Annotated in this window: 28 protein-coding genes and 1 tRNA gene; 21 read left to right on the top strand and 8 right to left on the bottom strand. The window is 65.9% G+C overall.

Annotated elements, in window-relative coordinates; genetic code table 11:
• Positions 1-336: 336 nt before the first annotated feature.
• The 5 genes from KQ693_RS05690 to KQ693_RS05710 all read right to left on the bottom strand — a co-directional run bounded on the left by KQ693_RS05690 (position 337) and on the right by KQ693_RS05710 (position 4358).
• On the bottom strand, positions 337-1848 hold the full coding sequence (locus KQ693_RS05690) for a hypothetical protein (RefSeq protein WP_267262194.1): 1512 nt from the start codon (positions 1846-1848) through the stop codon (positions 337-339).
• 115 nt (positions 1849-1963) lie between these two features.
• Positions 1964-2116, bottom strand: coding sequence for a hypothetical protein (locus KQ693_RS05695; protein WP_267262195.1), 153 nt, complete (start codon positions 2114-2116; stop codon positions 1964-1966).
• A gap of 306 nt (positions 2117-2422) precedes the next feature.
• Complete coding sequence (locus KQ693_RS05700) at positions 2423-2725, bottom strand: hypothetical protein (RefSeq protein ID WP_153186794.1); 303 nt, start codon at positions 2723-2725, stop codon at positions 2423-2425.
• On the bottom strand, positions 2725-2973 hold the full coding sequence (locus KQ693_RS05705) for a hypothetical protein (protein ID WP_267262196.1): 249 nt from the start codon (positions 2971-2973) through the stop codon (positions 2725-2727). The genes KQ693_RS05700 and KQ693_RS05705 overlap by 1 nt, the downstream gene beginning before the upstream one ends.
• Before the next feature lie 5 nt (positions 2974-2978).
• Positions 2979-4358, bottom strand: a complete 1380-nt coding sequence (locus KQ693_RS05710) for a hypothetical protein (protein ID WP_267262197.1) — start codon at positions 4356-4358, stop codon at positions 2979-2981.
• A 74-nt stretch (positions 4359-4432) separates the two neighbouring features.
• Between KQ693_RS05710 and KQ693_RS05715 the strand changes: the two genes are divergently transcribed.
• Together KQ693_RS05715 and KQ693_RS05720 are read left to right on the top strand one after the other, a co-directional pair.
• Positions 4433-4795, top strand: coding sequence for a hypothetical protein (locus KQ693_RS05715; RefSeq protein ID WP_219760038.1), 363 nt, complete (start codon positions 4433-4435; stop codon positions 4793-4795).
• A 37-nt stretch (positions 4796-4832) separates the two neighbouring features.
• Positions 4833-4908, top strand: a tRNA-Ala gene (locus tag KQ693_RS05720).
• A 76-nt stretch (positions 4909-4984) separates the two neighbouring features.
• Here the strand turns inward: KQ693_RS05720 and KQ693_RS05725 are convergent.
• From KQ693_RS05725 to KQ693_RS05735, 3 genes are read right to left on the bottom strand one after another with little or no spacing between them, the layout of a single operon-like run.
• On the bottom strand, positions 4985-6118 hold the full coding sequence (locus tag KQ693_RS05725) for a tyrosine-type recombinase/integrase (protein WP_267262198.1): 1134 nt from the start codon (positions 6116-6118) through the stop codon (positions 4985-4987).
• 5 nt (positions 6119-6123) lie between these two features.
• The gene (locus KQ693_RS05730) at positions 6124-6642 is read right to left on the bottom strand and encodes an FxLYD domain-containing protein (protein WP_267262199.1); all 519 of its coding nucleotides are present in this window, start codon (positions 6640-6642) and stop codon (positions 6124-6126) included.
• Between the two features lie 12 nt (positions 6643-6654).
• Positions 6655-7266: a S24 family peptidase gene (locus tag KQ693_RS05735; protein WP_267262200.1), complete on the bottom strand. Its 612-nt coding sequence runs from the start codon at positions 7264-7266 to the stop codon at positions 6655-6657.
• A 127-nt stretch (positions 7267-7393) separates the two neighbouring features.
• Between KQ693_RS05735 and KQ693_RS12955 the strand changes: the two genes are divergently transcribed.
• The 19 genes from KQ693_RS12955 (at position 7394) to KQ693_RS05825 (ending at position 17162) form a co-directional block, all read left to right on the top strand.
• Positions 7394-7606, top strand: a complete 213-nt coding sequence (locus tag KQ693_RS12955) for a helix-turn-helix domain-containing protein (protein WP_416376368.1) — start codon at positions 7394-7396, stop codon at positions 7604-7606.
• On the top strand, positions 7599-7835 hold the full coding sequence (locus KQ693_RS05740; RefSeq protein WP_267262201.1) for a helix-turn-helix domain-containing protein: 237 nt from the start codon (positions 7599-7601) through the stop codon (positions 7833-7835). The genes KQ693_RS12955 and KQ693_RS05740 overlap by 8 nt, the downstream gene beginning before the upstream one ends.
• Before the next feature lie 16 nt (positions 7836-7851).
• Positions 7852-8151 (top strand): hypothetical protein, encoded by a 300-nt coding sequence (locus KQ693_RS05745; RefSeq protein ID WP_267262202.1) that lies wholly within the window; start codon positions 7852-7854, stop codon positions 8149-8151.
• A complete protein-coding gene (locus KQ693_RS05750; RefSeq protein WP_267262203.1) occupies positions 8144-8509 on the top strand; it encodes a hypothetical protein in 366 nt (121 codons plus the stop codon). Before KQ693_RS05745 ends, KQ693_RS05750 begins: the two co-directional genes overlap by 8 nt.
• Before the next feature lie 28 nt (positions 8510-8537).
• Positions 8538-9107, top strand: coding sequence for a hypothetical protein (locus KQ693_RS05755; RefSeq protein ID WP_267262204.1), 570 nt, complete (start codon positions 8538-8540; stop codon positions 9105-9107).
• On the top strand, positions 9101-9739 hold the full coding sequence (locus KQ693_RS05760) for a hypothetical protein (protein WP_267262205.1): 639 nt from the start codon (positions 9101-9103) through the stop codon (positions 9737-9739). The genes KQ693_RS05755 and KQ693_RS05760 overlap by 7 nt, the downstream gene beginning before the upstream one ends.
• A complete protein-coding gene (locus KQ693_RS05765) occupies positions 9727-10671 on the top strand; it encodes a hypothetical protein (RefSeq protein WP_267262206.1) in 945 nt (314 codons plus the stop codon). Before KQ693_RS05760 ends, KQ693_RS05765 begins: the two co-directional genes overlap by 13 nt.
• Positions 10652-12271 carry an ATP-dependent helicase gene (locus KQ693_RS05770; RefSeq protein ID WP_267262207.1) on the top strand — a complete coding sequence of 540 codons (1620 nt, stop codon included), beginning with the start codon at positions 10652-10654 and terminating at the stop codon, positions 12269-12271. The genes KQ693_RS05765 and KQ693_RS05770 overlap by 20 nt, the downstream gene beginning before the upstream one ends.
• On the top strand, positions 12265-12939 hold the full coding sequence (locus KQ693_RS05775) for a hypothetical protein (protein WP_267262208.1): 675 nt from the start codon (positions 12265-12267) through the stop codon (positions 12937-12939). Before KQ693_RS05770 ends, KQ693_RS05775 begins: the two co-directional genes overlap by 7 nt.
• 59 nt (positions 12940-12998) lie before the next feature.
• Positions 12999-13160: a hypothetical protein gene (locus KQ693_RS05780; RefSeq protein ID WP_267262209.1), complete on the top strand. Its 162-nt coding sequence runs from the start codon at positions 12999-13001 to the stop codon at positions 13158-13160.
• Between the two features lie 3 nt (positions 13161-13163).
• Positions 13164-13385, top strand: a complete 222-nt coding sequence (locus KQ693_RS05785; protein ID WP_267262210.1) for a hypothetical protein — start codon at positions 13164-13166, stop codon at positions 13383-13385.
• The gene (locus KQ693_RS05790) at positions 13382-13849 is read left to right on the top strand and encodes a DUF488 domain-containing protein (protein ID WP_267262211.1); all 468 of its coding nucleotides are present in this window, start codon (positions 13382-13384) and stop codon (positions 13847-13849) included. The genes KQ693_RS05785 and KQ693_RS05790 overlap by 4 nt, the downstream gene beginning before the upstream one ends.
• Positions 13846-14052, top strand: coding sequence for a hypothetical protein (locus tag KQ693_RS05795; protein ID WP_267262212.1), 207 nt, complete (start codon positions 13846-13848; stop codon positions 14050-14052). The genes KQ693_RS05790 and KQ693_RS05795 overlap by 4 nt, the downstream gene beginning before the upstream one ends.
• Positions 14049-14396: a RusA family crossover junction endodeoxyribonuclease gene (locus KQ693_RS05800; protein ID WP_267262213.1), complete on the top strand. Its 348-nt coding sequence runs from the start codon at positions 14049-14051 to the stop codon at positions 14394-14396. Before KQ693_RS05795 ends, KQ693_RS05800 begins: the two co-directional genes overlap by 4 nt.
• Positions 14393-14632: a hypothetical protein gene (locus KQ693_RS05805; protein WP_267262214.1), complete on the top strand. Its 240-nt coding sequence runs from the start codon at positions 14393-14395 to the stop codon at positions 14630-14632. Before KQ693_RS05800 ends, KQ693_RS05805 begins: the two co-directional genes overlap by 4 nt.
• A gap of 145 nt (positions 14633-14777) precedes the next feature.
• Positions 14778-15035, top strand: coding sequence for a hypothetical protein (locus tag KQ693_RS05810; RefSeq protein WP_267262215.1), 258 nt, complete (start codon positions 14778-14780; stop codon positions 15033-15035).
• Between the two features lie 336 nt (positions 15036-15371).
• Positions 15372-15692, top strand: a complete 321-nt coding sequence (locus KQ693_RS05815; protein WP_267262216.1) for a hypothetical protein — start codon at positions 15372-15374, stop codon at positions 15690-15692.
• Positions 15685-16938, top strand: a complete 1254-nt coding sequence (locus tag KQ693_RS05820) for a terminase large subunit domain-containing protein (protein WP_267262217.1) — start codon at positions 15685-15687, stop codon at positions 16936-16938. The genes KQ693_RS05815 and KQ693_RS05820 overlap by 8 nt, the downstream gene beginning before the upstream one ends.
• Positions 16939-17036: 98 nt before the next feature.
• Positions 17037-17162: a hypothetical protein gene (locus tag KQ693_RS05825; RefSeq protein ID WP_267262218.1), complete on the top strand. Its 126-nt coding sequence runs from the start codon at positions 17037-17039 to the stop codon at positions 17160-17162.
• The last annotated feature ends 4 nt before the right edge of the window (positions 17163-17166 follow it).

Below are 17166 nucleotides of genomic sequence, written 5' to 3' on the forward strand. Positions count from 1 at the left end.
CCAACGCAAGACAAACAAAGGGCAGGTTAAAGGAAAACGACAGGGGGGGCCGGGGGCCTCCAGGATCAACGGATAAAGGCAAGGCGTGGGGGGGGTTAGAGGAGAGGCCGGGTGCGCCCTTTCCCGTCCTGCCTTGGGGAGGCGGACGGAGGGCGCACCCGGCCATCGTGAGCCACGCAAAGGCGACCTTTTGGCCCCCGGCCCCCAAAGAAAAAGGCAGGTAGTCTGCCCGATAGACGCCTAGGGGTCTCGTAAAGGCATGAATGATGCAGGCGGGGCCCCTGGGGGTGCTAACTCCGTTCCCCCTGGGCGTATGTGGATTAGCATGGGTGGCCATCACTCACCCCCCTGAATATCCAGGGCACGGCGCACCATGAGCAGGCCAGCAGTCAGCCAGAGCAAGGCGGCCCATATGGGCCTGAAGTCCTCCATAGTCTGGAAAATAGGGTTGTTACAGACATCTATTTGCGACTGGACCACCCCTAACGGCACGGTAAAGGTGCACCCCACCGCAGGACCCCCAGCACTAGGCCGCACATCACGCAGGAGGACGATTATGCCGAAGGGGAACTTATCCGACACCTGCCCTTTCAACCGGTTCATCTCTTCTTGCCAGCGCCGAACCACCTGTTCTTCCCAGGACTGGAGCACCTCGGGTTTGACCTCGGGCAACGGCTTCCGTTCAGCCTGACGCTCAGGAAACTCCACCGGCTTCAACCCCGGCGCTGGAGGACCTCCCGGCCAGCCCTCATCTTCCGGCTTAGGCTCAGGAGCCTGGTCCGAAGGAAAGCTATTCGGGTTATTGGGGTCTGTACCCGCACTAATCTCCTGGTGATCCGGGTAGCCGTCCCCATCCGTATCCACCCACGGGGTTCTTTGCCCCCCCGGGCGACTATTAGCGTCATACGGGTTAGTACCCACGGCAATCTCTTCACCCGTAGGGTAGCCATCCCCATCCGGGTCCGCCTTGGGGTCAGGATATGCATCCGGGTTATTGATAAGGTCAGGCCACGGAACACCACGGCGATTAGCCTCTTCCCACTCCACCGCATCCGGGTAGCCGTCCCCATCCGTATCAATGTCTGGGCGGGTGAAGGGGTTATCTGTCCACTGATTAGGGTTAGGCACCGGTAGAAGCTGGATCCCAGGCCAGGGTTGAGAAGGGGAGCCAATAGGCATGCTGTCTATGTAGGTTTGGACCGCCTGCTTCACCCCGTTAGCCGCATCTGGATGAGCCTGGAGCCATTCAGGCAACGACGGCTTTTCTCCTGGGTCCACCAGAACATCCACCAGCCAACTCAAGTCAGACTGAAACCGACTGCGCGCCCCTTCCGGCACTCCCCCCACATGTTCAGGACGCACAGGCTCATAACGCCATCCCGAATAGGGGCTCCATAGTTTCGCCCGAAAGTGGTCCTGCGCCTTCCGCCGCACCTCCTCCAGAGCATCACACTGAGGAGCAGACCCCTGGACCCAGGGACCATACCAGCCATCCGAATCGCCTACCACCCCACCAGGAAACGCAAACGCATACGCCGCCCACCGATAGCCATAGCCACACCGATACGACAACTCCCACTGATAACAACCACCCGCCTTCCTGCAAGACGGCCCCTCCACCCACACCGAATAGCTACCTAACCCCGCCCCTACCGCACTAACCCAGTGATACCACTGGTCCAGGCTAGTACCTGTCTCACGCTTCAGCAGGTTATAGTAATAGTCCAACCCTGCGGCCACTAAGGCGGCACCCAGGACAATGGAGCCACCCCAACGGACATAGCGGCCAATAGTAGCCTGCCTTGCATATTGAGCGTTAGACCACTGAATAATCTCGTCCAGGGTCATGCCCTGGACTGTAGTCTTCACCGCATCCTTCCATAACTCAGAGGGAGCCGAAAGGGCGGCCCCCCCAGAGAGGACCACCAGCACGACAAGGAGAAGCCGCCCCATAGCCAGGCTCCTAACCCTTCAGGAAGCGCTTGGCGTAGCGCCAGGCGGCAGACAGGCCAATAGTAAGCGCCAGCACGCCAGCGCCCGCCCCCGCAATAGCCTGCACGTACTGCTTCACCGCATCAGCAATAGGAACAGGATCAAACGGCTGCACCGCATTCACCTCCTTTCTGGACCTTCACGGGGATAACTCCCCGGTTGTCCCTAAAGCCGTTTAAGGAGATTGCGAAGGAATGAGGCCACAACACCGGCCCCAACTCCCCACCAAAAGGCCGCAAAGAGGTCCCGAACATCATAGCCCTCCATAGAGCCTTCCCATGTAGCGATAGGCCGCTAGCAAGGCGTAAGGAATAGTAACGAGCCCCAGAAACCAACCGAACCACTCTTGAGGGTTCACCACTCACCCCCAGCTAGCAAACCAGCAATCACCCCCAAGCCAAAGGAGAGCACTTTCAACGCTTCCCACAACTCAGGAGGCAGGAGCATGATCCTTCTTCGTAGGCGCAACCGGAGCCACCAGAGAAGCCCCAGTAACCAATGGCCTCACCTCATTAGGCCGACCGAAGCCGTTAGCGATAGGCAGCTCCAGGTCCAGCTTGTAAATGGCCGGGAAGACCTTCATGGTATCGGCCACCTCTGGAAGGGCTTCAAACTCCGCTACCGCTAGGCCCCTATGATTAGGGTTCCGAGGAGTAGAAGCCACAGTAACCCGAGCGCCATGAGTACCATCCTTCCGCTGGAAAATGTTCACGCCCAAGACCAAAATCTGCATCAGTTACCTCCTTTCTCCTCAAGCGCTATCACCATGCAACCTACACCGCCAAACTCCAAGACCTCCAACCTGACAGCATCCGGGTAACCCACTTCCGCATCCCGAAGCGCCTCAACATCACTAGTTTCCGCCCATCCCACCCCCTTCCAGAAAGCCACCTCACCCTCAAAACGACGGACAGCAGACCGCTTATCCGCCAACTCCCAGACATCACGCACCTTTGGATGATCCACCACGACCCGGTACATACCCATCATGCAGGCACACCCTCAAACCGCCACTTTTCGGGCATCATCCCAAACGCCCCTAACTTCCGCTGAAGCGCCTTAGAGTACGCCAACGCCGCCTCTTTCCCAAGCTTTTCCCTTTCCTCCATGTCGGAGCCAAGCGCTCTAAAAGCGCCGATCCACCACTCTTTCAGGTCCACCTTGCCAAGCCGGGAGGCCGCCGCCAAAGCGGTGAGGAAAGCACCCAACGCCTGCTTAGCCAGCCCCACCGGATCCAAGCGCCGAAAGACCTTATCCCTCACCAGTTCCCCTTCTCCCGGACCACCTCCTTCCGTGAAAGCAGACTGCACGAGGACCCAGAAAGGATCCACCGGCACCGCACGAAGCCGCACATATGCATCCACCTTCTCTTTATCCCTCAGGACCAACCACTCTCCCGCCAAATACGCCCAAATAGCCGGGACCGCCCAAAGGAAGGTATCCCAATCCCTAATATCCGTGCCGTCCCCGACTACCACCATCTCCCGCAGAACCTCAGTAGTAAGCTCAAACTCCACCCGAATAACTTCGCCCGTTATAGGCCCATGCGTTTCCTCATACAGCTTGAGCAACGACCGGGCCGAATACCGGGACTTAGCCTCAACACTCTTGGAATACACCCGGGCCATAAGAGGCCCTCGGCCAAAGGTGAACCCACTCCAGTCCCGACCACGGAGGAAGGCCCCCACATGTTCAGGACCCTCAGCCCACGACCCCGCAACCCGTAGTGGCGTAGCGGGGGGCGTGTTACTCATGGGCCCCCCTTCTATGGGGGTGGCCCCGGCCTGAAGGCCGGGGGCCACACCCCCATCCGAAGACCCAACCGAATACAGACCCCTAACCCGAGAACGGGAAGTAAACCGGTCCAGGTCAGTGATTTTGAACGGCTCACCTTCCAGATCAACAAACAGGTCAGCACGGGACACCTGAACCCGCACCGGACGGACCCCGGTCAAGTTTTCCGCCGCATCCAGCACCCACTGGACCACCTTCTGGGCATCCCTACCCGCATAAAGCATGTAGATACCCGTAAACTCCACCCGCATAGCGGGGAAATCCTTCCGCCGGGTAGTGTCCTTCACCGCACTCACCCGCACAAACACCAGACCACCAAACGAAAGTTGCCAAGCATAATGCCGGGTAGACTGCACCAAAGCGGCCTCAAACAGACCACCCCCATTCCCCGGGTTAGGAAGGGGAAAGTAGGCATCTACCCCCCACCAAATGGCCCCCTCGGGATCACGCCTATAAAGGTCCTTTAACTCATTCAAAGTGTCTTCAACACCTTCAGGGAGCTTATACGCACCTTCCGGCCAGTAGAGATTGACCACCAGGGTATCAATCCCGTACCCGAGGAGCCTTGCCATGCCTTACTTGTAACCTAAAGTGTACTTTAGGCTACCCTCAGGGGTTAGGGGAAAGGATGGGTTAGGCTAAGGCCATGCGCAGGATACTCGGGATGCTACCCTTGCTGGTTCTGGCCTGGGCCCTCGAGGTGAATCCCTCCGGCTCCATGGAACTCCGCATCACCGCCACCCTCTCCTTTAACCTTTTCCCCCAGGCGGTGGTGGTGGAGCGCCTCCCGGAGCCCCAAGGGCTCGTGGTGGTTTACCGCTACTCCCAGGCGGGGGCCATCTTCCGCTACCACGACGAGGACCTCCGCCGCCGGGGCTGGGTGCGGGTCAAGTACGAGGTGAAGAAGGACGAGTGGAAGGCGGAGTACAAGAAGGGTAAGGCCAAGGCCAAGCTTTCCGTGAGGGACAAGAAGGGCCGGGTGGAGGTGCGGCTTAAGGAAGGGGACTAGACAAGGCCAAAGCCCCCCGCTACCATATAGGGCGCGTGGGGCCGTGGCGCAGCTGGGAGCGCGCCTGAATCGCACTCAGGAGGTCACGGGTTCGAGTCCCGTCGGCTCCACCAGCACCAGGACGCAAATCTGGACCCCCGGGAGAACCCCGGGGGTCGCTCTGTAGCAGAAGGTGTAGCAGAGACCCCGCTAGCCGATGTCCAGGACCCATCCCCGGCGCTCCTCCTCCAGGAGGTGCCGGTAGATGCCCAGGGTGATGTTGGGGTTGGCGTGGCCCATCCTCTCCGCCACCAGCTCCACCGGCGCTCCGTTGGCGAGGAGGAGGGAGCCGTAGGTGTGGCGGAGGTCGTGGACCCGCACCTGAGGGAGCCCGAGCCGGGAGAGAAGCCTCCGCAGGAGGTGGTCGGGAGCGTCCGGGTGGACGGGCTGGGAGGGGTCCCGTCCGGGGAAGAGCCAGCTCGCCCGGACCTCCTCCTCGCTGAGCCCCTGGACGCTCTCCCGGTACGCCCGCAGGCGCTCCAGCGTGGTGGGGGGGATGGGGACGGTGCGGTAGCCGGAGCTGGTCTTGGGTTCGGAGATGACCCCGCGTCCTCCCACCTTCGCCCACGCCCGGCGCACCCGCAGGACCCCCTCTTCCAGGTCCACGTCCTCCCACCGGAGCCCCAGCGCCTCCCCCCGCCTCAGGCCGCAGGTGAGCATGAGCCGGAGGGCGAGGGCGAGGGGGGAGGGGTGAGCGTCCAGGGCGGCGAGCAGCGCCCGGGCCTCCTCGGGCTGGAGCGTCCGGCCAGGAGTTTTCCTCGGGGGTCCCTTCACCCGTATGGGAGCCACGGGGTTGCGGTGGATCACCTCCATCCGCAGAGCGTCCTCAAAGAGGGAGTGGAGGAGCCAGCGGACGTTCTTCATGGCGTGCGGGGTGAGCTTGAGCCCGTCCAGGTGCCGCCGCACGTGGAGGGGCTGAACGGCCTGGAGCCGCATGCGCCCCAGGGGGTCGTGAGCCTGGGGGTCCTTGAGGGAGGGAAGAGCCCGAGTCAAGTGGTAGCGGTAGCTCTCCAGGGTGCGGGGACGGACCTCGCTGGCCTTGCGCCGGAGCCAGTCCTCCGCCCACTCCCGCACGGTGATCTGGCTCGGCTCGGAGAGGAGCCCCTTGTGGTGGAGCACCTGGAGCTCGGCCAGTTTCCGGGCCACCTCCTGCCGGGTCCGGCCGTAGACCACCTTCCGCCTCGGGTTGCCCCTGGGGGTGTACCCGATGGTGATCGCCCCTACCCAGAGGCCGTCCTTGCGCTGGTAGATGGACCCCTCGCCGGGGGGGCGTTTGCGGGTCATCAGAATCAGAACCCGGTGATGTCTGCTACCTTGAACTGAGTGGCCTCCTCCTCAAAAATCGGAGCTTTGAAGGACCACACCGCGCCGGGTTCCAAGTTGTTCACGTTGGCGAGAGTAGACCCAACCTGGTTGCCGTTTTTATCGTAGAGGTTGATCTCCACCTGGACGTAGCTGTAGGTGCGCTTGGTATTGTTTCTTATCTTGCCCACCACGTACCTTGCCCCGTATTGGTCCACGTTGCTGGACGCTTCCAGAAGCTCCAAGGCAGGGCGTTTCTCGGGAGCGGGCTTAGATTGGCTCGGTTGCGTGGGATTGGCAGGTTGGGTCGTCTGCGTGGGCTGTGACGTGTTGGTGGGTTGAGTGCTCCCAGGGTCCATCGCGAGCAAAACACTACCGATAAGGAACAACGCAACGCCGTTGCGCAAAGCTATCTTGGCGTTCTTGTTGCCGAGGACCCACATGATAGGGGAGGCGATCAAGCCTATAACACCAAGCGTTACCAGTATCGCTCCAACCACGAACATACTTCCCACCTCCTACATCTTCCGCACCAGGGTGGCCGCCACCCCGAGGACGCGGTCGTTCTCGGTGAGAGGAACGGGAGGGTGGTTAGGATTATCAGAGTAGAGGTACCAGGAACCGTTGTGGCGTTGGAGGCGTTTGACGATGACCCCGTCCCAGTGCACGTGCACCGCTACCACGCGCCCAGGCTCCGGGACCCCTTCGGTCCAGAAGACCACGATGTCCCCGTCCCGGAGGGTGGGCTCCATAGAGTCCCCCTTGACCCGCACGGCGAAGAGCTCCCCTTCCCGCTTGCCCCTGAGCTCGGGGATGTGAAGGGTAATGTACTCCGCCTCTTCGTTCCACATAGGCGGTCCCGCTCCTGCGTCTATGACAGGAATACGATACTGCACCACCGGGATAGCCCCGGGGATTTCCGCCCCAGGGAGCTGGATGCCAGTCTCCCGCGCAAACTCCTCGGGGGTCCACTGGAGCGCGTTGAGGAGACGCTCTAAGGTCTTCGGGTCCCTGGCCCACAGGAGCCGGACCGTGTTCTCGGGAGACCCAAGGAGCTCTTGAGATACCCAGCTCTGGGACCGCCCCACCGCCACCCCGAGAGCCTTTTGGCTCAGCCCCACTTCCCTCATACGGCGGCGAATAGCGATAGAGGCTCTACTCTCGGTTATTTGGGCCACCATTCGTTCACCCCCCTTACCGCCAGAGTATCACCGAAGGTATTGACATCCGAGGATATTAGTGGTATCGTTGATGGTGATGGATGTCAAGCGACTCGGAAAGGTAATCCGCGCGGCCCGTACCGCCCGAGGGTGGAGCCAGGAAGAGCTGGCCCGCCGCGTGGGTGTGACGCAGGGCCACATCTCTCTCGTAGAACGTGGAGTAAAGACCCCTAGCGTTGGCGTCCTGGTCCGGCTCTTTTCGGAGCTCGGATTATCAATGGAAATGTTGAAGGAGGCCCCCCATGCCTAACCTCACCCCGATCGCCTACAACCTCCGCCAGGCGGCGGAGGTCCTGGGGATAGGGGAGAGCACCCTCCGCGCCCTCATTCGCGGCGGCCACATCCGGGTCGCCCACGTGGGGCGCAGGGTGCTCGTCCCCCACTCCGCGCTCGTGGAGTTTTTGGAGCGCGGGGGTGTTGATCAGGTCCTCTACGGCCATCAGGCCGTGAGGAAGGCCAGGGTGGAGGCCCTGGCCTGAGGAAAGGAGGACGCGTATGGTCCATACACAGGGTAGCACACGGCTCAGGGAATGGGTAGAGCGCTGGGAGTGCGCTGGCATCCCTATGCGCCAGCGTGGGGAGTCGTGGGAGGACTACCTCCGGCGCCTGGAGGGCCGCCTTCGGGCGTTGGAGTACGCCTGGGGGGACTGGATCCAGTCCCCTCCTCGGCCTGAGCACTACCTCTCTGACCCGCACTGGGCCCACGCGTGGCCCCGAGCGCGGAGCGAGATTTTGGCTCTCCGGCTTGCGGTGCCGGCGCTTCGCCGAGCTCTGAAGGAGGTGCGCCATGCGTAGGGACTGGCGCGCCGCCTGGTACGAGGCCAACCCCGAGGGGCTGGTCGGCCGCCTCCGGGAGCTGGCGCGTTCCCGCCCAGAGGCCGCTGAGGCCATCGCCCGCCGCCTCGAGGCCATGGGCTGGGGCTCCTGGTGGGAGCTCATGGAGGACCTCCAGGCTCCCCGGGCTATCTGCCCCATCTGCCAGGGCCGTGGGATGGTGTGGGCGCACCCCTACGCTTCCCCGGCCACCACGCCCGCCGATTTGGCGGACGAGTGGTGGGTGGATTGCGGCCAGTGTGGTGGCGAGGGGCTGGTGCCTTTTGGTGTGGGGCATGAGGGCTGCTCCGAGGCCTCGGAGCAGCCCTTGCCGTTTTGAGGCCGAAGAAGGCCAGAGGAGGTAAGAGATGGGAATCTTCAAGGGCATGGTGGTAGAGCAAAGCGGCGAGTACGTGGTCCGGGAGCCCGGCACGTACGAGTTCCAGCTGGTAGAGGTCCAAGCCGGGCTCCTCGCGAGCCAGTTCAGCGAGGAGCCCAAGCCGGCCCTCCGGTTCGTGTTTGAGGACGATGACGGGCGCATCAGCGGGCTGGTGAATATCCCCGCCATCGGGCGTCTCCCGGATGGGAGCTACGGTCTCACCTACAACGAGAAGAGCAAGTTCTGGGCCGTGGTAGGGGCCCTTTGGGGCAGGGCAATAGGCCCCCAGGAGGCCCCGCTCCTTGACATGGACATCCCCGGGGTCTCCAGCCCGGAGGACCTGCACCGCCTGCCTCTCTTCTTCACCGATGGCCAGGAGCCGGTGAAGGGTGTGGTGATCCGCATGGGGGAGGAAGAGATCACCGCCCCGGGGAGGCCGGTGCTCCTCACCATCGTCGCCAAGGACAAGGGGGACCGGAAAGTCAACAACATCGTCCAGTACGCCCCGGTGCCCAGGAGGAAAGCGAAGGCGCAGGAAGCGGCTAAGCACCTGTGGTGAACGCCATGGCCCACCGCGCCCTCTACGACCCCGAGCCCCACGAGTGGAGGTACCGCGCCTTCGCCCCGGTGGCGGTGCGGTGGGCCAGGCTCGCCCTCGAGGCCGAGGGGTACGAGGTGGAGAGCCACGCCGCCCTGCTGGAGGAGGGCATCCTCCTGGCGGCGTGGCACCCCGAAAGGGGGGAGGGCTACCTCCTGGACCCCTACGAGGTCCACCTGGTGGCCCGCTACGGCCCGGAGGCCATCAGGAAGGGCCTCCTGCGCGGGTACGTGCGGGACCACGCCAGAGAGGAAGAGCCTGGCTACCACATCCGGCGCTACGCCGAAGCGGCCCTGGCCCGCATCGTGGCCGAGTTCCAGAGGGAGGCCACGCCGGGGAACCGCAACAACGCCCTGAACCGCATGGCCTACGCCCTGGGGCGGCTGGTGGGGGGCGGGCTCATCTCCGAGGACGAGGCGAGGGAAGTCATCTTCGGAGAGGCCCAGGCGGTCTTCTCGGCCTCGGAGCGCTCCGAGGTGGAGGCCACGGCGAGGTCGGGCCTCGAGGCCGGGAAGAAGCGCCCCGCCCAGAAGCCGGAGCGGGCCATCGGGCTTAGGCCCAGGAAGGGGGTGGTGCCGCCGTGGGCGAAGTGAAGCTCGCCCCCCCTGAACACCTTTCCCGGGAGGAGGCCATGGAACGGGTGCGGCAGTGGCTCCCCTGGGTGGAGCGGGTCCTCTGCATCCAGAGCACCCCCCGCACGTACGTCCTGGTGATGGAGGACGGGCGGCGGGTGGACATCGGCCCGGTGGAGCACCTAGCCTCCCAGCGGAAGGTCCGGGTCCGGGTGGCCGAGGCCATGAAGGTCCTCCCCCGCTGGCTGGACCAGCGCTATTGGGACGACATGGCCCAGGCCATCATGGACGCCTCGGAGGACGTGGAGGCCCCCGAGGCGGAGGAGATGGACCTCCTCCGGGCCTGGCTGGAGAGCTACCTGGACGAGCGCCACCCCGCCCTGGAGGAGGACCGGGAGGCCTGGGAGAGCCACTTCCGCATGGAGCTCCCCCTCTACTGGAAGGGGGACCTCTGCGTGAACGCCACCAACTTCGCCTCCTGGGTGGGGGACCGGAGGGGGCACCGCATCCGGCCCCGGGAGATGGCCCTCCTCCTCCGGCGCTACGGGGCGGAGCCGGTGAAGGTCCAGCGGAAGGTGGGCGGCTCCAACCGCACCCGCCGCTACTGGACCATCCCGGCCAGCCTCTTGCCCGAGGACTGGGTAGTGGCCGAGGAGGCTACTGAGAACGCTTTCGCAGGTAGTCAGATAGTCGGAGGGGCGCAAGTATCTGACTACCTCACAAATAGCGTCCAGGACGGCGAAAAAGAGGGAGGTAGTCAGGTAGTCAGATCTAAAAACGGGGGCAACACATCTCAAGTCTCTGACTACCTGACTACCGAGGCTGAAAAGCCCGTGCTGAACGGCGTTTCTCGGGTAGTCAGATACGACGCCGCTTCTGACTATCTGACTACCAACGCGGAGAAAGATTTCTCAACCGAGGAAGGAGGAGAGGATGACGCTGACTACTTCTAGCCGCCTCCGGGTCTACGGGCCTCCGGGCACCGGGAAGACCACCTGGCTGCAGGGCGAGGTGGAGCGGCTTCTCCGGTCCGGTGTGCCGGGGGAGGAGGTGGCGGTGTGCTCCTTCTCCCGGGCGGCCTTCCGGGAGTTCGCCGGGAGGCTCGCCGGGCGGGTGCCCGAGGAGAACCTGGGCACCATCCACAGCCTGGCCTACCGGGCCATCGGGAGGCCTCCTCTGGCCCTGACCCGGGAGGCCCTCGAGGACTGGAACCGGAAGGTCCCCGACACCTGGCGGATCACCCCCAGGGTGGACGCCCGGGGCCTGGACCTCCTGGACGTGATGGACCCCTACGAGGACGAGGACAGCCGGCCCTACGGCGACCGGCTCTACGACCGGGTGGTCTACCTCCGGAACACCCTGGCTCCCATGGCGGGGTGGACGGAGGAGGAGCGGGCCTTCGCCCAGGCGTGGAAGAGCTGGATGAACGGCCAGGGCGTGGTGGACTTCCCCGGGATGCTGGAGCTCGCCCTGGCCCGCCCCGGCGGCCTCGGGGTGCGCTTCCTCCTGGTGGACGAGGCCCAGGACCTCACGCCCCTGCAGCTCCGGCTGGTCCTGAAGTGGGCCCAGGGCGCCCGGCTCGCCCTGGTGGGGGACGACGACCAGGCCATCTACGGGTTCATGGGAGCGGACGGGGTCTCGTTCCTCTCGGTCCCGGTGGACGGGGAGATCGTTCTCTCCCAATCGCACCGCGTCCCTGCCCGGGTGCAACGGGTGGCCGAGGCCATCGCGGCCCGGATCACCACCCGGGCCCCGAAGCGCTACGCCCCCCGGGACAAGGAAGGCGAGGTGCGCCTCTTCTGGGTCCCCCCGGAGGAGCCCTACCACGCCGTGGCGGACGCCCTGGAGCGGGTGACCCGGGGGGAGAGCGTCCTCTTCCTCGCCACGGCCAAGTACCTCCTGGAGGAGCTGAAGGAGGAGCTCCTCCTCCGGGGCGAGCCCTACGCCAACCCCTACGCCCCACACCGCCATTCCTTCAACCTCTTCCCCCAGGGGGCGAAGAGCGCCTGGGAGCGAGCCCGTAGCTTCCTCTTCCCGAACCGCATCGCGGCGGACGTGAAGGCTTGGGCCAAGTACGTCCGGGCCGGGGTGTTCGCCACGCCCGCCACCAAGGCCAGGGAGTACCTGAACGCCTTCCCGGACGAGGAAAAGCTCACCGACGACCATCCCATCTGGAACGTCTTCCGTCCCGGGCACCGGGAGCGGGCGGTGGCCCGGGACGTGTCCTGGCTCCTGGACCACCTGGTGGGAAGGGCGCCCAAGACCATGAGGCAGTGCCTCCTGGTGGCCCTCAGGAACCCCCAGGCGGTCCTCCAGGGGAGGGCCCGGGTGTGGCTCGGGACGATTCACAGCGTGAAGGGCGGGGAGGCGGACTGGGTCTACGTCTGGCCCGGGTACACGAGGAAGGCGGCTCGGGAGCATCCTGACCAGCTCCACCGCCTCTTCTACGTGGCCGCCACCCGGGCGAGGAAGGGGCTCGTGCTCATGGACCAGGGGAAGGCCCCGCACGCCTACCCCTGGCCCGGCGTGCGTGAGGAGGTGAGAGCGTGGTGAGGAAGGCGCTCGCTCTTCTGGAAGAGGCGGAGTCCCGGGGCCTCCGGTTCGAGGCCGAGGGCGACCGCCTCGCCCTCAAGGGCCCGGAGGAGGGGAGGAAGGCTTTCGTGGCCGAGCACGGGGAGGCGGTCCGCGCCCTGAAGCCCTTCCTCCTTTCCCTCCTCCTTGAGCGGGGGCGCGGGCCCGAGATGCAGGCCCGGCTGGAGTTCGCCCTGGCCTACGAGGCGAAGCTGGAGGCCGAAGCCGAGGAGAACGTCCCCGACTGGCTCGCCTACGCCACATGGTGCCTCCTCGCGGACGCCCTGAACGGGTTCGTTCTCCGGGGCCTCGGGGAGCTCTGGCCCGCCGTCCAGGAAGCGGTGGCGGGGGGGAAGGCGAAGGAACTCCGGGCGCGGGCCCTGGAGCGCTGGGCGGAGGCCTTCCGGCGCCTCGAGGCCCACCGGATGACGATGCGCTGGGAGGACCCGGCCTTCTGGGAGGGGCTCCACCGCCTGAGCCGGGAGGCCGAGGAGTGGGCCTGGAAGGCGTTCCTGGTGGAGCTGGCTCGGAAGAACCCGGAGGCCTCCACCCAGGAGGAGCTGGACCCCTGGGTGGACCTCAGACCCTGGGCCCTCTACCTGGCCCGGGAGGGGAGGCGCCTCGGGCTCGTGTGGAGGGAGGCGGCGTGAGGCGGCAGGCATGGCCAGGCGTGGCCCGGTCCGGCGTTGAGCACCTGAGGTGAACGGTGATGACGGCTCTGACCTTCCTGATTAGCGCTTCCGCCGCCCTAGTCCTTGTCCTCGTCCTCAACCGCGACCGCGAGGCCCCCGAGGGCGCCGTAGTGGGGTACCTCCTCATCTCCCTCCTCGGGGGCCTCGCGGGCCTCCTTCTCTCATCCCTGTGGAGGTGAGCCGTGCGCCGCGTCTACGACGGGTTTTGTGAAGAAAGTTGGTCCTGGGAGGCCGTGGTCATCCAGGACGGGAGGGTGGTGGGCTACGGCCAGGGAACGACGAGGGCGGAAGCGATAGAAGCCGCCCTCGCGGACGCGGAGGGGCGGCGGCTTCCCCCTCGCCAGCCCACCCTCATGGAGCGGGTCATGGACTGGTTGACGGAAATGGCGAGGAGGTGGGCGTGAAGGTCTACACCATGGGCTACCAGCGGCTGGACCTCTACTGGGCGGTGCGGGAGTACCTCCCTAGGCTGGGGATCCGCGTCATCGCGGACGTGCGGGAACGCGCCTACTCCTGGACCGAGTGGACTGACGAGAACCTGCAGCGGGCCACCCGTGGCACCGGCCTGCTCTACCGGCACTACGCCCACCTCGGGGTGCCTAGGCCGTGGCGGCGGGCTCTGCGGGAGGGAAAGCTCGTCTGGGACGAGTACCTGAAGCTGTATCGGGAGCACCTGTCCACCACGGCCCGTGACGACTTGAGGGCCCTCGGTGAGATGGTGCAGACCCAACCCACCGTCCTCCTCTGCTACGAGGAGGACCCCTATCGGTGCCACCGCTCGGCGCTCGCGGAAGCTCTGGTCCTGGCCGGCTGGGCGGCGGAGGTGGTCCACCTCCGCCCCGTCCTGGACCACCCGGAGGAGACATGAAGCGGCTCTACGAAGCCCACTGCCCCGCCGAGGGGTGCGAGCGCACCATCGCGGTCTCTGAGGATTTGCCCGGCGGCTACATCGCCTACTGCCCCTGCCGGGCGGTGAAGGTCAGGCTGGGCTGGAGCGCCACGGCCACCTACGACCGGGTGGCCTACCTGGTCCTGGTCTCCGAGGGGAAGAGGAAGAGGAGGAGGAAATGACCCTGGACATTACCTTCCCCTGGCCCCCTTCGGTCAACCACTACTGGGCGGCGAGGGGGAACGGGCGCTACCTCTCCCCCCAGGCCAAGGCGTGGCACAAGGAGGCGTGGGCGCTCCTGAAGGCCCAGCGGGTACGGTTCACCGGCGAGGTGGCGGTCTACCTCATGGCGTATCCTCCGGACCGCCGGCGCAGGGACCTGGACAACATCCTGAAGGCGGTCCTGGACGCGTTAGTGAAAGCGCAGGTCCTGGAGGACGACCATCAGGTGGCCGAGCTCCACCTGGTGCGGCGTCCCCCCCTTGGGGGCGGGGGGAAAGTGCGGGTGGTGGTGGAGGAGATATGACCCCTGAAGAGGCCATGCGGGAACTGGACCGATGGCACGAGATGACACCGGAGGAACAGGAGCGCTGGCTGAAAATGGCCCTGCAGTTTAGCTCCTTGTACTTCGCGGGGCTCCTCGAGGGCCGCCGCTCCGATGACCTGGACGCGTGGCTCCCCGTCTACCGGGAGGTAGTGGCCCGGGCGAGGGCTACGCCAGGGGAGATCGGGGAGTTCGCGAGGAGGTGGTGGTCGGGATGACCCCCGAAGAAGAAGAAGAAGAAGAAGGTGGAGGTGGACCCCAACCTCCTCCGGCTCTATGAGGAAATCCTCTATCAGACGTCCACTCTTACCCCAAGGGACGGGCTCCCGTGGGAGATATTCAGGGAGCAATGGGGGGACAGGCATGCCTAACGCTGACCGCGCGCGCGACGCCCTGGCCGCGCTCCTCCAGCTCCTCTACGAGTACGCTCCTCCACACACCTGGGAGGAGCTGGAGGCGTGCCAGAGGGACATCCTGGAGGTCATTCGGGGCTACGAGGAGGCCACCCGCTCCCTCGAGGCCGCCCTGGCGCGGGAGCGCGTCCTGCGGGAGCGGGAGAGCGCCATGGAGCGGGCCCTCCTCCTCATCCAGGAGGAGGCGAGGAGGGCCAGGCGGTGCTAGACCCTCACGGGGGGCGGGTCCAACCCCCGCCTACCCGAGGTACCGGCCCTAATCGGCGGTTTCCGGAGCCGCCTAACCAAAACCGGGTCAACCCATATCTTGGGGCAAAACCGCGCCGCCAAGGGCCTTGGGGGGCCGGGGGGCTCTTGGTGGGGCGGGGTGAGGGGGTGATAGGTGCCGAGGAAGTGCACGGTCTGTCTGCACCCCAAGCGGCTTGAGATTGAGCGCTTGCTCGCAAGTGGCGCTTCATTCCGCGAAATAACGCAACAGTTTGGCGTTTCGCGCGATTCGCTGTATCGCCACCGCAAGCACATCTCCGAGACCGTGCAAAAGGCCGTGGAGGCGCAGGCGGTTGAGCAAGGGAAAACGGTTCTGGAGAGGATCATGGAGCTCAACCGCCAGGCCAGGGAGGTCCTGGAGGAAGCCCGCGCCAGGGGACGCTACACGGCGGCGGTGCAGGCCATCGGCGCGGCCACCAGGCTTCTGGAGCTTGAAGCGCGGCTCCTCGGAGAGCTGGACGAGTCCCCGAAGGTCCAGGTGGCGCTGGTGGCGAGCCCTGAGTGGGCCCGGCTGAAGGCCCTGGTCCTCGAGGCCCTGGCCCCCTACCCCGAGGCCAGGGCGGCCCTGGTAGAGCGGTTGGAGGAGGCCGGTGCGTGAGCTCGCCCAGGACCTGGCCCTCGCCCTAGACCCCACGGTGGTCCTCAAGCGGGCGGGAATCACCCCCGCCCCGTGGCAGCGGCGGGCGCTCCTCTCGCCAGCTCCTCGCCTCCTCCTCCTCGCTTCCCGCCAGGCGGGGAAGAGCACCGCATCCGCGGCCCTCGCCCTCCACACCGCCCTGGTGCGCCCGGAGGCCACGGTGCTCCTCATCGCCCCCTCCCAGCGGCAGAGCCAGGAGCTGGCCGCGAAGGTCCGGCGATTCGCCCAAGCCCTGAGCCTGGAGCTCCAGGCGGAGAGCGCTCTCCGCCTGGAGCTCGCCAACGGGAGCCGGGTCATCGCCCTCCCCGCCAGGGAGGGGACCATCCGGGGATACAGCGCCCACCTCGTGGTTCTGGACGAGGCCGCGTGGATCCCCGACGACCTCTACACCGCCGTGCGCCCCATGCTCGCGGCCACCCGTGGCCGCTTGGTGGCCATCTCCACCCCCTTCGGCACCCGTGGGTGGTTTTGGCGGGAGTGGGTGGAGGGGGAGGGGTGGGAGCGGGTGATGGTGACGGCCTATGACGTGCCCCACCTAGACCCCGCCTTCCTGGAGGAGGAGCGCCGCGCGCTCGGCGAGTGGCGGTTCCGGCAGGAGTACCTGTGCGAGTTCCTCTCCTCTGGGGGGGCCATCCCCGAGGAGGACGTAGAACGGGCCACACGCCTGCCCGGCCCCGAGGAGCCCCGGGAGGGGCGGCGCTACGTGGCCGGGCTGGACCTCGCCCGCCTGCACGACTGGACCGCTCTCGCCATCCTGGACGCCACGGAGCCGGACGCCATGCGCCTGGTGCGCCTGGAGCGCTGGCGGGCGGAGTGGGAGGAGACGGTAGACAGGGTCCTGGCCTTGGTCCGCCCCTACGATCCCAGGCTCCTCGTGGACGCCACGGGCGTGGGCGACCCGGTCTACGACCGCCTGCGGCGGGCCTACCCCAACACCTACCCGTACCGGTTCACCCACACGACGAAGCCTCCCCTGGTCACGGAGCTCCGCCTGGCCCTCGCCGAGGGGAGGCTCCTCCTCTACCCGGACCCCGCCCTCCTCGGCGAGCTCCGGGCCCTCGAGGCCCGCCAGACGGCCTACGGGGTGAGCTACGAGGCCCCCTCCGGGGCGCACGACGACACGGTGATGGCCCTGGCCCTCGCGGTGTGGGCCGCCCGGCACGCGGCCCCTACCGGGGGCCCCTACCGGGTGAAGGGGAGGTGGTAGTGGGCTCCAAAACGACGTATACTACGGCTAAGATCGGCAAAACTCTGCCCTGCCCCCGGTGCGGCTCCACGGAGGTGCAGTCCAGGGGGCGGGTGGGTGTGGAGGGAGAATGGCCGGACGTGATGCTGGTGCGGCGGTACAGGTGCGGGCGCTGCGGGCTCATCTACGAGAGCGCCGAGGTCGCCCTGGTGTTGACCCCGCCTTCCTCCTCTGGGGAGCGCTGAACGC

The organism is Thermus brevis, assembly GCF_026427635.1.
GTDB classification, from domain to species: domain Bacteria; phylum Deinococcota; class Deinococci; order Deinococcales; family Thermaceae; genus Thermus; species Thermus antranikianii.